Source organism: Novosphingobium sp. KN65.2 (assembly GCF_001368935.1).
Taxonomy (GTDB): domain Bacteria; phylum Pseudomonadota; class Alphaproteobacteria; order Sphingomonadales; family Sphingomonadaceae; genus Novosphingobium; species Novosphingobium mathurense.
Window position 1 is genome coordinate 95,641 of sequence record NZ_CCBH010000142.1, and the last position, 14,385, is coordinate 110,025.

The 14,385-nt window shown below is 65.6% G+C and carries 15 protein-coding genes; 9 read left to right on the plus strand and 6 right to left on the minus strand.

Translation table 11 applies throughout. The features are described 5' to 3' along the window. Nucleotides 1-5: 5 nt before the first annotated feature. From SPHV1_RS08040 to SPHV1_RS08050, 3 genes are all read left to right on the plus strand, one after another. Entirely contained in the window at nucleotides 6-1,778 is a 1,773-nt protein-coding gene (locus SPHV1_RS08040) for a VWA domain-containing protein (RefSeq protein WP_054945516.1), read from the plus strand. 32 nt (nucleotides 1,779-1,810) lie between these two features. After that, a complete protein-coding gene (locus tag SPHV1_RS08045) occupies nucleotides 1,811-2,539 on the plus strand; it encodes an OmpA family protein (protein ID WP_054945517.1) in 729 nt (242 codons plus the stop codon). A gap of 191 nt (nucleotides 2,540-2,730) precedes the next feature. After that, complete coding sequence (locus tag SPHV1_RS08050) at nucleotides 2,731-3,324, plus strand: hypothetical protein (RefSeq protein WP_054945557.1); 594 nt, start codon at nucleotides 2,731-2,733, stop codon at nucleotides 3,322-3,324. Between the two features lie 6 nt (nucleotides 3,325-3,330). Here the strand turns inward: SPHV1_RS08050 and SPHV1_RS08055 are convergent, their stop codons facing one another. From SPHV1_RS08055 to uvrB, 4 genes are all read right to left on the minus strand, one after another. Continuing rightward, nucleotides 3,331-3,744: a cupredoxin domain-containing protein gene (locus SPHV1_RS08055; RefSeq protein ID WP_054945518.1), complete on the minus strand. Its 414-nt coding sequence runs from the start codon at nucleotides 3,742-3,744 to the stop codon at nucleotides 3,331-3,333. Between the two features lie 92 nt (nucleotides 3,745-3,836). Continuing rightward, on the minus strand, nucleotides 3,837-5,351 hold the full coding sequence (locus tag SPHV1_RS08060) for a S10 family peptidase (protein WP_054945519.1): 1,515 nt from the start codon (nucleotides 5,349-5,351) through the stop codon (nucleotides 3,837-3,839). An 88-nt stretch (nucleotides 5,352-5,439) separates the two neighbouring features. Beyond that, nucleotides 5,440-6,462, minus strand: coding sequence for a sensor histidine kinase (locus SPHV1_RS08065; RefSeq protein ID WP_054945558.1), 1,023 nt, complete (start codon nucleotides 6,460-6,462; stop codon nucleotides 5,440-5,442). Between the two features lie 226 nt (nucleotides 6,463-6,688). Continuing rightward, nucleotides 6,689-8,875 carry an excinuclease ABC subunit UvrB gene (uvrB, locus tag SPHV1_RS08070; protein WP_054945520.1) on the minus strand — a complete coding sequence of 729 codons (2,187 nt, stop codon included), beginning with the start codon at nucleotides 8,873-8,875 and terminating at the stop codon, nucleotides 6,689-6,691. Nucleotides 8,876-8,990: 115 nt separating this feature from the next. Here uvrB and SPHV1_RS08075 point away from each other — a divergent pair, with 115 nt between their 5' ends. Together SPHV1_RS08075 and SPHV1_RS08080 are read left to right on the plus strand one after the other, a co-directional pair. Next, a complete protein-coding gene (locus tag SPHV1_RS08075; RefSeq protein ID WP_054945521.1) occupies nucleotides 8,991-9,542 on the plus strand; it encodes a DUF3617 domain-containing protein in 552 nt (183 codons plus the stop codon). Between the two features lie 44 nt (nucleotides 9,543-9,586). Next, on the plus strand, nucleotides 9,587-10,351 hold the full coding sequence (locus SPHV1_RS08080) for a triacylglycerol lipase (RefSeq protein ID WP_054945522.1): 765 nt from the start codon (nucleotides 9,587-9,589) through the stop codon (nucleotides 10,349-10,351). Nucleotides 10,352-10,406: 55 nt separating this feature from the next. Here the strand turns inward: SPHV1_RS08080 and SPHV1_RS08085 are convergent, their stop codons facing one another. Next, nucleotides 10,407-11,927, minus strand: a complete 1,521-nt coding sequence (locus tag SPHV1_RS08085; RefSeq protein WP_054945523.1) for a YifB family Mg chelatase-like AAA ATPase — start codon at nucleotides 11,925-11,927, stop codon at nucleotides 10,407-10,409. Nucleotides 11,928-12,046: 119 nt separating this feature from the next. Here SPHV1_RS08085 and SPHV1_RS08090 point away from each other — a divergent pair, with 119 nt between their 5' ends. After that, a complete protein-coding gene (locus SPHV1_RS08090) occupies nucleotides 12,047-12,766 on the plus strand; it encodes an alpha/beta hydrolase (protein ID WP_369817883.1) in 720 nt (239 codons plus the stop codon). Between the two features lie 46 nt (nucleotides 12,767-12,812). Here the strand turns inward: SPHV1_RS08090 and SPHV1_RS08095 are convergent, their stop codons facing one another. Continuing rightward, entirely contained in the window at nucleotides 12,813-13,055 is a 243-nt protein-coding gene (locus SPHV1_RS08095) for a hypothetical protein (RefSeq protein WP_054945524.1), read from the minus strand. Nucleotides 13,056-13,403: 348 nt separating this feature from the next. Here SPHV1_RS08095 and rpmH point away from each other — a divergent pair, with 348 nt between their 5' ends. From rpmH to yidD, 3 genes are all read left to right on the plus strand, one after another. Continuing rightward, nucleotides 13,404-13,538, plus strand: coding sequence for a 50S ribosomal protein L34 (gene rpmH, locus SPHV1_RS08100; RefSeq protein ID WP_007012267.1), 135 nt, complete (start codon nucleotides 13,404-13,406; stop codon nucleotides 13,536-13,538). A 168-nt stretch (nucleotides 13,539-13,706) separates the two neighbouring features. Further along, entirely contained in the window at nucleotides 13,707-14,141 is a 435-nt protein-coding gene (gene rnpA / locus SPHV1_RS08105; protein WP_054945525.1) for a ribonuclease P protein component, read from the plus strand. Then, nucleotides 14,138-14,383, plus strand: coding sequence for a membrane protein insertion efficiency factor YidD (gene yidD / locus SPHV1_RS24345; protein WP_083835240.1), 246 nt, complete (start codon nucleotides 14,138-14,140; stop codon nucleotides 14,381-14,383). The genes rnpA and yidD overlap by 4 nt, the downstream gene beginning before the upstream one ends. The last annotated feature ends 2 nt before the right edge of the window (nucleotides 14,384-14,385 follow it).

Consider the following 14,385-nt stretch of genomic DNA (forward strand, 5'->3'; position numbering starts at 1 on the left):
AGGCCATGCCGAAGCAAAGTGCAGGCTCGCGTTCATGGATCGCGGGGACGAGTATTTCGACGGTTCTCTTTCTTGTCGCCGGCTGCGCGAGTGAAACCGGCGATCTGGCGAGCGGGCAAGGCGCCGCGCAGGCCGATGCAGCAAGGCCGCGCGAGCTCGCGACCCAGCGGCCACCTGCCGTGACGGCTCAGATCGAAGCGCTCATTGTCACGACCGGGCTGCGCAAGTCGGCGGACTCGGTGCAGGCCGAGGCGCAAGTTGCCCCACCTCCAGCGATCGCGATGGCGGCACCTCCCCCGCCGGCACCTCCTCCGCCACCCACGACCTCGCGGATGCTCGTTCCACCGGTACAGGTGGCGACCGATCCCGGGCGCGAGCAGTACGAGGGCAAGGAAGTTTCGCCCGTTCATCTCGCGCGCGAGGAACCCGTCTCGACCTTCTCGGTCGATGTCGACACCGGGGCCTATGCCAATGCCCGCCGCTTCCTGGCGCAAGGCCAGCTTCCGCCGGCGCGGGCCGTGCGCACCGAGGAAATGATCAACTATTTCCGTTACGACTATGCACGCCCCGCAGCTCGGGACGTACCCTTCTCGGTGACGACCGATCTTGCGGTCACGCCTTGGAATCCGGCGACGCGGCTCCTGCGCGTGGGTCTGCGCGGCTATGACCTGCCCCGCAACGGACGGCCGCCCGCGAACCTGGTCTTCCTTGTCGACGTGTCCGGCTCGATGAATGCGCCCGACAAGCTGCCCTTGCTCAAGTCGGCGCTGGCCGGGCTCGCCGGCGAACTGGGCACGCAGGACAAGGTTTCGATCGTTGTTTATGCCGGTGCGGCCGGGCTGGTGCTCGAGCCAACCAACGACACGCGCAAGATCCGCGACGCGCTCGACCGGTTGCAGGCGGGTGGTTCGACGGCCGGGGCAGCCGGGCTCCAGCTGGCCTACAACATCGCCCGCGACAACTTCATCGAAGGCGGCGTCAACCGCATCCTCATCGGCACCGATGGCGATTTCAACGTCGGCGTCACCAACCACGACGACCTGATCGCGATGATCGAGAAGGAGCGCGACAATGGCATCACGCTGACCACGCTCGGTTTCGGACAGGGCAATTACAACGAAGCGCTGATGGAGCAGATCGCCGACCACGGAAACGGCAACTACGCCTACATCGACAGCGCACTGGAAGCGAAGAAAGTGCTGGGCGAGCAGATGAGTTCGACCCTGTTCACCATCGCCAAGGACGTGAAGATCCAGGTCGAGTTCAACCCTGTGCAAGTCAGCCAGTATCGCCTGCTCGGCTATGAGAACCGGGCTTTGCGCGAACAGGACTTCGACAACGACAAGGTCGATGCCGGTGACATCGGCGCCGGTCACCAGGTGACGGCGATCTACGAGATCGTGCCTGCCGGTGCGAAGGGCTGGATCGCGCCGCGCCGCTACGATGATCCGCTGCCCGCGGCGGCGCGGCAGGCCGGCGAGCTGGCCTTCGTCAAGCTGCGCTACAAGTTGCCCGACGGGAAAGTTTCAAAGCTGATCGAACGCGCGGTGCCGGCGCGCCTGATGGCGTCGGCCGTGCGGCCGAGCGGGGACTTCGCCTTTGCCGCCGCTGTGGCCGCCTTCGGCCAGTCGCTGCGCGGGGACGATCTGCTGGGCGGCTTCACGCCTGCGCAGATCCGCCAGCTTGCCGGTAGCCAGGACGACTACTGGCGGCAGGAGTTCGTCAAGCTTGTCGATGTTGCCGATTCGCTTGGGGGCAATTCGCGCGAAGGAGGCTGACAGCGCCGGGTTTGCGCCCTAGGCTTCAGGGCATGAACCCGCGCCGAGCCTCGATTGCCGCAGCCGGAGCTGCCCTGTGCCTGGCCCTGTCGTTTGCCGCGTCTCGCCTTTACGGTCCGGTCTTCATCGAAGGACTGGAGCGCAAGGCAGTGGCGGCCCGCGATGCGGCAGGCGGGCAGGGCATCGCGCTGGCATTCCGCGATCGGTACGGCTGGTACACGCGTCATCCGATCCTGTCCGGAGGGCGCAGGCTCGACGCGGCCACGCGCACGCGGGTGGCATTGGCGGTTGCGGAAGTGCCGGGTATTGGCGGTGTAAGCTGGGCGCGCGATAGCGACGGCGTCCCGGCCGTCACCACTTTGCATTGCCAGGACGACGTCCAGACGATCCTGCAAACCCGCACGATCCGCTTTTCCGAGGCCAGCGCGCGCATCGATCCGGCCAGCGAGCGGTTGCTCGATGAAGTCGCCCATGCCCTGCGACCCTGCGTCGGCAGCATCATCGCGGTCACCGGTCATACCGATGGCGGCGGCAACAGCGAGGCCAATGTCGCGTTGTCCAAGGCGCGGGCGGAAGCCGTGCGCTGGGCTCTCGTGGGTCGTGGCATCCCGGCCGACGGGTTGCGGGCGACCGGCGTCGGCGCGCGCGATCCGATCCCCGGGCTCGATCCGCTCGATCCGGCCAACCGCCGCATCGAATTCTCGGTCATCACTTCGGCGCCGGTCAAGCCGACGCCGATCGATACGCCGGGCCCGGGTTGATATGAACTTGTCTGTTGAGCGCGCGCCCGTCTTTGGTCATGGGCAGTTCCGCGAAGCCACGGGATTGTGGCAGAAAGGATGCGCGGATGCCGCTTTGGCTTGAAATGGCCGTCTCGGTGCTGCTGACCTACTGCGTCGGCTTCGGCATCGGCTGGCTCTTGTGGAACCGGAAGGGATAGATCTTGGTGCAGATGATCGAAGCCAATTGGCTGATCTTTATTGCCGCTCTGCTGATCGGCATTGTCGTTGCCTATTGGCTTTTCGTGCATGGCTCGAAGCAGGGCCAGCGCGATCGCCGGCCCGACGTTCTTGACGAAGGGGCGGCTCCCGCCAAGCGCAACCAGGCGCTGATCGACGCGCCGCCTGCCGCCCACATCGATCCGCCCGCCATGGCAGGGACGATGGCCGGGATCGGCGAAGTGATCGCGGTCGCAGCGCAGGACGAAGTGGATGCGGTGAAGAAGCCGGCAGCAGCTCAGCGTGCCCCGGAAGCCGCTCCCGCCGCGGCCGAAACGCCTGCGCCCAGCCCCGCACCTGCAGCCGGAGAGGCGGACGATCTGCGCAAGATCAAGGGCTTGGGGCCGAAGATGGCGACGTTGCTGACTTCGCTCGGTGTGACTCGCTACGAGCAGATCGCTGGCTGGACCGATGCCGATCTCGACGAGCTGGACACCAAGCTCGGCTCCTTTGCCGGTCGTCCGCGTCGCGACAACTGGGTGGAGCAGGCCAAGCTGCTCTCCAGCGGAGACAGCGCCGCTTACGAAGCCAAGTTCGGCAAACTCTGAATCGCGTCAGTCGACGACGATCTTGCCCTTCATGCCGAACCCGGCATGGAGGAAATGCGTGCACTTGAGCGGATAAGTCGCCGGTGCCTGCGGGGCGGTCAGCCTGAGATCGACCGCCTCGCCGCCTTTCAGCTCGATCTTGCCGCCCGTCACCTTGTCCCGGTCGCCCGGGGCAAGAGCGGCGTCGGCGAAGAAGGCATTGGCCTGGAAGTTGTGGCCTCCCCTGGCGCCATTGACGATGTGCAGGACGTAGGCGCGCCCGTGGTGCAGTTCGATCACCGATGGATCGAAGGTGAAGTTGCTCAGCGTCACGGTGATACGCTCGGCTGGCGGGCCGACATTACCGTCGGCGGCGTCAGCGGCGGGGGCGGTCAGCGAAGCGGCGACAAGGGCCGCCGCTGCAAGCAGGGGCAGGCGCACGGTTTATCTCCCGACTGGATCGGGCGATCATACGCTTCGTGCGCTGCCCCGTCGCGCTGAATCGATGGCTTCGAGAACCTGACGCTGCGCGCTCAGTTCCTTGCCCGGTAGCTGGCCATGACATCCTGACGCATCTTCGCCCCGCTGTCGGAGCGCGAATAGAACATGTGCCCGCCGGGATACATGTGCAGGCGCACCCGGTTCTCGACGCCGAAGTCGGGCATTTGCGAAACGATCAGGCGCGAGGCGAAGTAGGGGCAGGACAGGTCGTCCCAACCGTGGACGATGTCGACCGTCATCTTCGGGTCGATGGAGATGGCACGCCGCAAGTCTGAAACCGGGCTGTCGGTATCGTCGCGGTCCCATTTCTCGTTCACGTCGTAGGACAGCGCGTTGTAGCGCGCGTCGACCTTCCAGCCGACCTGCCGGGTGACGAAGTCCACCATGGCCGAAGTCGTCGGCGCGATCAGCGTGGTGAGCAACGGGTCGTTGTACTCGGGCGAAGCGCTGGCCGGGAAGGGATCGTAAGCGGTGTAGTTGGAATCGTAGACCGATCCGATGAGGCCCTGATCGCGGCGGATTTCGCGCAGGTAAGTGGCAATGTCGACGCGCCCGTTCATGCGCCGGACCATCGCCGGATCGAGCCCGGTCAGTTCCGCGACCTTGGCCGAAAGCCGGTCGGTTGCAGCCTTGTCGCGCGGACCGGCGAGGAAATCCTGCACGAACTGCGTGCGCATGTAGGTTTCGACCGGACCCATCGTGGCATCGTCGAGGTGCAGGCCCTGTCGTTCGAAATGGCCTGCCGCCATGGAGGGGTAGGCGATCATCCAGGGCAGGGGCGAAAGCGCGTCGTCCTCGCCGATCGCGGGTGGGTCCAGATAGGGCGAGACCAGCGTCATGCCCGAAATGCCCACGCCCATCTGCGTCTGCAGGTAATAGGCAAGGCGCGGGACGCGATAGCCGCCATAGCTTTCGCCGGTCAGGTACTTGCGACTGGTCAGGCGGTCGTTGGCGACGAGCCAGTCATAGACGATGCGGCTGAGGTAATGGATGTCGGCATCGGCAGAGTAGAATGCCTTCTTCGTCTGTTCCTCGTCTAACCGCGAGCGCGAGAAGCCGGTGCCGATGGGATCGATGAAGACGAGATCGGTGAAGTCGAGCCAGGAGTTGGGATTGTCGCGCAGGACCGCCGGGTCCGACGGGGCATCCCCCTGTGCGCCGAACGGCACGCGCTTGGGGCCGATCGCGCCGAGGTTGAGATAGACCGATGCCGCGCCGGGGCCGCCGTTGAAGGCGAAAGTCACTGGCCGGTCGGTTGCGCGTCCGGGCAGGGTATAGGCGGTATAGACGACTTCGCCGATCACCTTGCCCTTGTCGTCCTTGACCGCAAGAGAGCCGACCGTGGCCGTGTAGTTCACGGTCTTGCCGCCGATGACGGCCGATTGCTTGACCGATCTGGCCTCGGGGAAAGGCTCCAGGCGATCGTCGGTCGACTTGTCGTCGGCTTTGGCGTCGGCGGCCTTGTCCTGGGCTTGGACGACGGCGGGGGAGAGCGTGGAAGCGGCGGTAAAGACCAGGGCCGAAGCGGCCAGGGCGAGAAGTCTCATGGGGGGATAGGACCTCGATTGCAGTGCCTTGGGCACCAAGAGCGGGCACTCTATCGTCCGGGTCGTCGCTCGCAAGGGGGCGCTGAGGCTATTCCCCGCTGCGCCGCCGCAAGTGAACCGTGCGTCCTTGCGTCGCTCCGCCTACGGAATATTCCGCTTCGGCCTGGCGGGCGAAGGCTTCCATCAGGCCAAGCCCCATGCCGGTGGTTCCCGCAGCCTTGTGCTGGCGGGCCTCTTCGGCCGAACCGACCCCGTCGTCGACGACCTTGAGGTCCCAGTTGTCCTCGTTGCCGGTGAAGATCACGCTGACCTTGCCGGCAGCGCCGTCGGGAAAGGCGTACTTGGCGCTGTTGGTCAGCGCTTCGTTGATGAACAGGCAGATGGCGACGGCGGTCTGCTGCGGCAGTTCGCAGTCGCTGGCCCTGACCTCGATAGTGACCTCGTCGTGAAAGGCCCCGGCCGATACCCGGGAAACGACATCGCCGACATATTGGCGCATCGGCACGTAGGAGCCCTCCGCTTCGGTGAGCTTGAGGTTCTCGTAGGCGCGGGCGAACGTGTCGACGCGGCCGATCGCCTGATCGAGCGCTTCGACGATTTCGGGGTTGTCGTGCCGCCGACGCTGTAGCGAAAGCAGGCTGGCAACGAGGGCGAAGTTGTTCTTGGTGCGGTGTTCCAGTTCGCGCATGAGTACCTGGCGCCGTTCCAGTTCGGCGTCACGTGCGCGAGTGACCTGGTGAACCGCGCGGCGGAATATTTCCGCCAGCACCAGCACGATCAGGACGGCGAGGGCGTTGATGGCCACGCGCGGAGGGTCGGTGGCGATTTCGAACCGGAATGAATGGGCCTTGGGCAGCACAATCCACCAGGCCCAGAAGAAGCTGATCAGGTAGGCGACCCCGCCGGCCTGCCAGTGGCCATAGAGCGTGGCGATCAGGATCGTGGGATAGACGAGGGCGAAGGGCCCGGACGTCGGCGCCCACATGCTGATGGCAGCGCGCAGGGCGATCATCGCCAGGGCGCAGACGACGCCGAAGCCGATCTGGGCGACGATCCGCCGGTTCTCGTCGGGTATGTTCGCCGTGACGTCGAAACTGGCCAGTCGGTGCATCAAGGTCTTCGCGCTCTCTCCGGTCAGCCGGTACACCACCCAAAGACCCCGATCGCGCGGACGGACGGGGCCTGGTGTCAGTTAACTCGTGGTCGCGCGCGGCGTCGTGTGACCTAGGAACACTATCGCCCGCGACTTGTTTCCTGTCGACGGCAAATAATCCGCGGGCCTGGCGAAAGGCCCCGCAAGTTGGCGTTATCGGCTGACTTTCCGGCTCTGGCTGCGCCTAGCGGCCGAACTTCCTTTGCGTCTTGCCGTAGCGCATCTTGCGCGTCCCGGGCTTGCCTTCGTTTGAGCGGCCGACCAGTGGGGCCTTCTTCTCGGCATCCGGCAGGCCGAGTTCGCTGGCCTCGAGCCGGCGGATCTCGTCGCGCAGACGGCCGGCCTCTTCGAACTCGAGGTCCGCTGCGGCGGCGCGCATGCGCTGTTCCAGTTCCTCGATATAGGCGCGCAGGTTGTGCCCGACGAGTTCGTTGCGCTCGCCATCCTCGAGATCGACGACCACGCCGTCGCGGCTGGCGGTGTCGGCGACGATGTCGGCGATACGGCGCTTGATCGTCTGCGGAGTGATCCCGTTGGCCTCGTTGAACTCCTGTTGCTTCTCGCGGCGGCGGTCGGTTTCGGCGATCGCGCGCTCCATCGATCCGGTCATGCGGTCGGCATAGAGGATCACGCGGCCATCGACGTTGCGCGCGGCGCGCCCGATGGTCTGGATCAGCGAGGTCTCGCTGCGCAGGAAGCCTTCCTTGTCGGCATCGAGGATGCACACCAGGCCGCATTCGGGAATGTCGAGGCCCTCGCGCAGCAGGTTGATGCCCACCAGCACGTCATAGACGCCCATGCGAAGATCGCGGATCAGTTCGATGCGTTCCAGCGTCTCCACGTCGGAGTGCATGTAACGCACCCGCACGCCCGCCTCGTGCATGAACTCGGTCAGGTCCTCCGCCATGCGCTTGGTCAGTGTGGTGACGAGGGTGCGATAGCCCTTGGCGGCGGTTTCCTTGCACTCGTTGATGCAGTCCTGCACCTGATCCTCGACCGGGCGGATCGTCACGGGCGGATCGATGAGGCCGGTCGGGCGGATCACCTGTTCGGCAAAGACGCCGCCGGTCTGCTCCATTTCCCAGCCGCCGGGCGTGGCCGAAACCGCGAAGGTCTGCGGGCGCATCGCGTCCCATTCGTTGAACCGCAGCGGGCGGTTGTCGATGCAGGAGGGCAGGCGGAATCCGTATTCGGCAAGGGTCAGCTTGCGACGGTGGTCGCCACGCGCCATCGCGCCGATCTGCGGCACCGTCTGGTGGCTTTCATCGACGAACAGCAGGGCATTGTCGGGCAGATACTCGAACAGCGTCGGCGGCGGTTCGCCGGGCATGCGCCCGGTGAGGAAGCGCGAGTAGTTCTCGATGCCGTTGCACGACCCGGTCGCGGCGATCATCTCCAGATCGAAGTTGGTGCGCTGCTCCAGCCGCTGGGCCTCGAGCAGCTTGCCTTCGGTTTCCAGTTCCTTGAGCCGCTCGGTCAGCTCGAAGCGGATCGCCTCGCTCGCCTGCTTCATCGTCGGACCCGGGGTGACGTAGTGCGAATTGGCGTAGACCCGCACCTTCTCCAGCGCCGCGCCCTTCTTGCCGGTCAGGGGATCGAACTCGGAGATTTCCTCGATCTCGTCCCCGAAGAACGAGATGCGCCAGGCCATGTCCTCGTAGTGCGAGGGGAAGATTTCCAGATTGTCGCCGCGCACACGGAAGGTGCCGCGGGTAAAGGCGGCGTCGTTGCGCTTGTACTGCAGGGCAACGAGCTTGCGGATGATTTCGCGCTGGTCCTGCGTTTCGCCGACCTTGAGGTCGAAGATCATCGCCGAGTAGGTCTCGACCGAGCCGATGCCGTAGAGGCACGAGACCGAAGCGACGATGATGACGTCATCGCGTTCGAGCAGCGCGCGTGTGGCCGAGTGGCGCATCCGGTCGATTGCCTCGTTCACCGAGCTTTCCTTCTCGATGTAGGTGTCCGACCGGGGCACGTAGGCCTCGGGCTGGTAGTAGTCGTAGTAGGAGACGAAGTACTCGACCGCGTTATCCGGAAAGAAGTCCTTGAACTCGGAATAGAGCTGGGCGGCCAGGATCTTGTTGGGCGCGAGTATGAGCGCCGGGCGCTGCAGGTGCTCGATAACCTTGGCCATCGTGAAGGTCTTGCCCGAACCGGTCACGCCGAGCAGCACTTGCGTGCGCTCGCCTTCCTGTGCCGATTGCACCAGTTCCGCGATGGCGGTCGGCTGGTCGCCTGCCGGTTCGTAATCGGAGACGATCCGGAACTTCTTGCCCGGTAGAGACTTTTCGGGTCGCTGCGGCTTGTGGGGAACGAAGGTGCCCGAGGTATCGGGTTCCTCGAGCCCGCGGCGGATGACGAGTTCGGCCATGGCGGAACATATGGGGTATATATGGTGAGGTCGCAATGACCGAGCGTGAATCATTGGCAGCCCGGGCAGCGCGATGTTACCCCCTTGGCAGTTCGGTCCAACGGGAGGACGGGAAATGACTCGAGTGTTTGCCATTGCCGGTGCGGTCTTTGCGGTCCTCGCGCTTGCGGGGTGCGGTTCGAACGAGGAAGCGCCGAAGAACCCGCAGGAGCAGGCTTCCGCGGCGCAGGCGCAAGCCGCGAAGCTGGAGCCGCCGCAGCCCGGCCAGTACCGCCAGACGGTAGAGTTCACCAAGTTCGAGATGCCCGGCATGAGCGATGAGCACGCGGGCCAGATGAAGCAGATGATGGCGAACATCCCGCCCCGGACTTATTGCCTGACCCAGGCGGAGGCGGACAAGGGCTACAAGGACATGCTCGATTCCCTGCCGGGCGACAGCCAGTGCAGCTACTCGCAATTCGAGGTCAGCGGCGGCACGCTCAATGCCCGCATGGAGTGCAAGGACAAGTCCGGCGCAACCGCGAAGGCGACGATGGTCGGCACTGTCAGCCCCCAAGGCTCCGACGTGAAACTCGATATGGAACAGTCGCTGCCGGGCATGGGTGATCGCATGGCCAAGATGGCGATGCACATGACGACGACGCGGCTGGGCGACTGCGAATCCTGAACAATCGGTCAAGCAGGACAGGTGCTAAGGAAAACAGGTAAGGCATGAACGACGGGCGGGCCGAGAATGGACTTGAGGGGCTGCGCGAGGCGCTGGTCCGCCGCGCCGCGCTCGCTCGCCAGCCGCGCCCGGAAGGCGCCCGCGCGCCCTCGCTTCGCCTGTTTTTGGCAGAGCTGGCCTCGCTCAGGCGCGGGCGGCCGAAGCCTATCGCGGTGGCGAAGTCCGCGCATCCCCAACCGGTCATGCTGCTTCCCGGTTTCGGAGCGCATCCGAACCGGATGAGGCCGATGGCCGATGCGCTGGCGGAGGCCGGGCATTCGGTTCACGAATGGGGACTGGGTATCAACTTCGGGCCCAACCAGCACAATTTCGCCTATCTCATGCGCCGGGTCGGTGCACTCGCCCGGCAGCACCGCAGCCCGGTGGCGCTGGTCGGCTGGAGCCTGGGTGGCCTGTTTGCGCGCGAAATCGCGCAGCGCCAGCCCGAAAACGTCGCCAAGGTGATCACGATGGGGACGCCTTTCTCGGGCGACCCGCGCAACAACAATGCCTGGCGTGCCTATCAGGTCGTCACCGGCCACGCGGTGGACAAGCCTCCGATCGAAGTCGATTTCGCGATCAAGCCGCCGGTGCCGACGATTGCCCTGTGGAGCCCGCGCGACGGTGTGATCCATCCCCGCTCGGCCTGCGGTTGGGCCGACGAGCGCGACCGGGCGGTCTCGGTGCGCTGTACCCACCTGGGCTTCGCAAGCGATCCTCGGGTCGTGGCCGAGGTCCTGCGCCAGCTAGACGTCGCCGATTGCGCATGAATGAGGCTGCGCCGTCATGTCGGCGGGGCTTTAGGGAATATCGTAGCCCGGTAATTCAGGCGCGCGGCGGCTGCCGGCGATAGCTGAGGGCTTCCGCCACGTGGATCCTGCCGATCTGCTTCGATCCGGCAAGGTCGGCGATCGTCCGGGCAACGCGCAGGACGCGGGTATAGCCGCGGGCCGACAGGCGCATGGCCTCGGCGGCCTGCATCAGAAGCCGTCGCCCGTCATCGTCCGGCGTCGCGTGCCGTTCGAGCAGGTCTCCGTCGAGTTCGGCATTGGTGCGCGCGGGCGTGCCTTCGAGGCGAGCCGACTGGATGGCGCGGGCGCGGCCGACGCGCCCGGCGACTTCGGCCGAACCTTCCTGCGGCGGGGGCAGGGCGAGGTCGACGGCGCGGACCGGATCGACATCGACATGCAGGTCGATACGATCGAGCAGGGGGCCGGAAACCTTGCTCTGGTAATCCGCAGCGCACTTCGGTGCGCGCGAACAGGCCAGCGCCGGATCGCCCAGGTGGCCGCAGCGGCACGGGTTCATCGCGGCGACAAGCTGGACCCGCGCGGGAAAGGTGACATGGGCATTCGCGCGCGCGACGGTGACTTCGCCGGTTTCCAGCGGCTGGCGCAGCGAATCGAGGACGGCGCGCTGGAACTCCGGAAGTTCGTCGAGGAACAGCACGCCAAGGTGGGCCATCGAGATCTCTCCGGGCCTGACTTTCAGCCCGCCGCCGGTCAGCGCGGCGATGGAGGCGGAGTGGTGAGGGGCGCGATAGGGGCGGGCGCGGGAAATGCGGCCGTCCTCCAGCGTCCCGGCGACCGAGGCGACCATCGAGACTTCCAGCGCTTCGGCGGCGGTTAGCTCCGGCAGAATGCCGGGCAGGCACGAGGCAAGCAGCGACTTTCCCGCACCCGGCGGGCCTGCCATCAGCAGGTTATGCGACCCGGCCGCTGCGATCTCGAGCGCGCGCTTGGCGGTTTCCTGGCCCTTTACCTGGCTGAGGTCCGGCCCGCGGGGTACCGGGTCGGCGCGGCCCGGTTCGGGCGGGCGCAGGACTTGCGTGCCCTTGAGGTGATTGAGCAGGCTGACGAGATCCGGCGCTGCCAGCACCGGCACGCCGTTGCTGCCGCCGCTCACCCAACTGGCCTCGCTGCCTTGCGCGGCCGGACAGATCAGTCCTTTTTCCGTCTCGCTGGCGTGGAGCGCGGCAAGCAGCACCCCGGGCGAGGGAATCACCCTGCCATCGAGCGCGAGTTCGCCCACGGCCACGAAGTCGGCCAGTTGTTCGGCATCGACTACGCCCATCGCCGACAGCAGCGAAAGTGCGATCGGCAGGTCGTAGTGCGAGCCTTCCTTGGGCAGGTCCGCAGGAGAGAGATTGATCGTGATGCGCTTGGGCGGAAGCGCGAGGCCCATCGAGGTGAGCGCGGCGTTCACCCGCTGGCGGCTTTCGCCCACCGCCTTGTCGGGCAGGCCGACGAGATGGAAGCCGGGCATTCCCGGTGCGACCTGGCACTGCACTTCGACAGCGCGCGCCTCCAGCCCGAGGTAGGCGACCGTCGCGACGAGTGAGACCACCCCTTTGCCCTTTTTCCTTGCAAATCCGTGTTTTGGACGACGCGATCCTTGCAGAAGCCGGGGGCGGGCGCAGCTACCGAATTTATCCCTTACACGCTTTTAACTGAATCGCTCAGGGCTTGGGTAAGTGGCGGGGACGCATCTTCGCGCGCATGCGCTCGACCGCTGCGATCCTCGCCCTGGTGGCTCTGACTGTCTTGTCCCCCCTGTCGGCACAAGAGATCACCTATGAGGTCGTCGATGTGGATGCCGATCATGCCGGCGACGGCGGCGAGCGCATACTGCAGGGGGAGGTTGCCGCGATCCCGCAGGGGATCGCCGCCTATGGCCCGTTCCGCGTTCTGGACCACGGCCATGCCGCGCTTGTCGATGTCACCGATGCCCGCAGCCCCGCCCAGTTCGCCGCCATGCTAAAGGACTATCCGGGCATCGGCATGATCGAAATGATCGAATGCCCCGGTACCGAGGACGACCTTGCCAACCTGCGATTGGGGCGGATGATCCGCGATAAGGGAATCGCCACCCATGTGCCGGCGGGCGGCTCCGTCCGGTCGGGCGGTGTCGAGCTGTTTCTGGCGGGAGCGCGGCGATATGCCGACGCCGGAGCCGAATTCGCAGTCCATTCCTGGATGGACGATACCGGTCTGGAACCGGATGACTATGCTGCCAATGCGCCGGAGAATCGGCGCTACATCGTCTATTACGAGCAGATGGGCATGAGCCCGATCGAGGCCCGGGCCTTTTATGCCATGACCAATTCGGTCCCGTTCGAATCGGCCCGCTGGTTCGGCGCGAGTGAAATGGGCCTGTGGGTTACGCTGGACCGGGCCGGAGCCTGAGTCGTTCGGTCTCCCTGAAAGCGCCGCCCATTCGACCGATCGGTGGCTAGTCGAACAACGAGTGCAGGAACCCCTTGCGCTTGGCGGGGGTGAGCGAGCCGGAGGCTTTCAGCAGGTAGTTGGCCAGCACCGCGGCCTGGCTCTTGGTCAGGAAAATCCGTGTATGATCAGGTTCTTCGCCCGCTTTCCAGTTCGTTTTCTCAAACGTCTGGAGGTCGACGACCAAGTTGGTGCCCAGGTCCTGAGAAGACCAGCCCACCAATACGCCTATGTCTTCTTTCCGTTGCATCGGCACTGTTTCACCCACAGTTCAGGGGCCGCGGGAAGCGAGGGCAAGATACTTGCGAATTCGTATCCCCCCGGACCGAATGGAGCAGTTGGTCGCCGAGCCGACTAACTGTTAGTTAATAACTTACCATGCTTGACCCTCTATTGTCATGCACAGCCCGGACTGCCATGCGGGCCGGGTGCATCGGGCAGGTCCGGACGATGAAATCGATGTGCCCGCCACGCGCCTTTGCCTTGACTCTGTTCCGGGGCTCCAGTAACGGCGCGCTTCTGTTTTGCGGTCGTCTGCATGGGCGATCGGATTTTGTTCGGGCCTTTCGGGGCCGCTTGTTGAATTTCGAGGACTGACATGAAGCGCACTTTCCAGCCCAGCCGCCTTGTCCGCGCCCGCCGTCACGGCTTCCGCGCCCGCATGGCGACCGTCGGCGGCCGCAAGGTGCTTCGCGCTCGCCGCGCCCGCGGCCGCAAGAAGCTCTCGGCCTGATCTGATCCAGCCTCACGGCTGGACACGCACCGGCCCGCGCCTCCATCCGGCTTCCCGCTAGACGGGGAACCGGACGGAGGCGCGGGCCGATGCCGTTTGCAGCTGGCAGGGATTCGCGAATCGACAGACGCGGTTCCGCAGCGCCCCGGATTGCGATAGAGCCCTGGCATGAGCGCCGCCTACACCACGATGTCCCGCCGCGCGGACTTCCTCGCCGCCAATCGCGGCATCCGGGTAGCGCGGCCGGGTTTCGTCCTGCTTGCCAATGCCAATGGCGGCAAGGGGCAGCGTGCCGGGATCACCGTTACCAAGAAGATCGGCAACGCGGTGGTGCGCAACCGCATGAAGCGGCGCTTTCGGGCGCTGTTGCGCGAGTTGCTGCCCGAGCATGGCCTTGCCGATACCGACCATGTCCTGATCGGTCGCGATAACGGCGTGGAGCGCGATTTTGCGCGCTTGCGTGAGGAACTGGTGGCGGCTCTCGGCCGCGCACGGGAAGGCAAGGGCGATCCGCCTCGCAGTGCGAGGGGGCGCAAGGGTGGCGGCAAAGGTCGTGGCGGCAGCAGGAGTGCCGCCAGGCCCGGGGGCGCAGGCACGCCGTGAAAAGGGCACTGGCCTTTATCGCAGCGGTTCCCGGCTTCATTCTCATTGCCGTGGCCCGGGCCTGGCAGTGGGGGCCTTCGCGGATCATGCCGCCCACCTGCCGCTACTCGCCGTCATGCTCGCAATATGCGATCGAGGCGGTGAAAAAACATGGTGCGATTAAGGGTGGCTGGCTCGCGTTCAAGCGTCTATTGCGCTGCCAACCGTGGGGTGGGCACGGCTATGATCCCGTCCCGGACTGAAC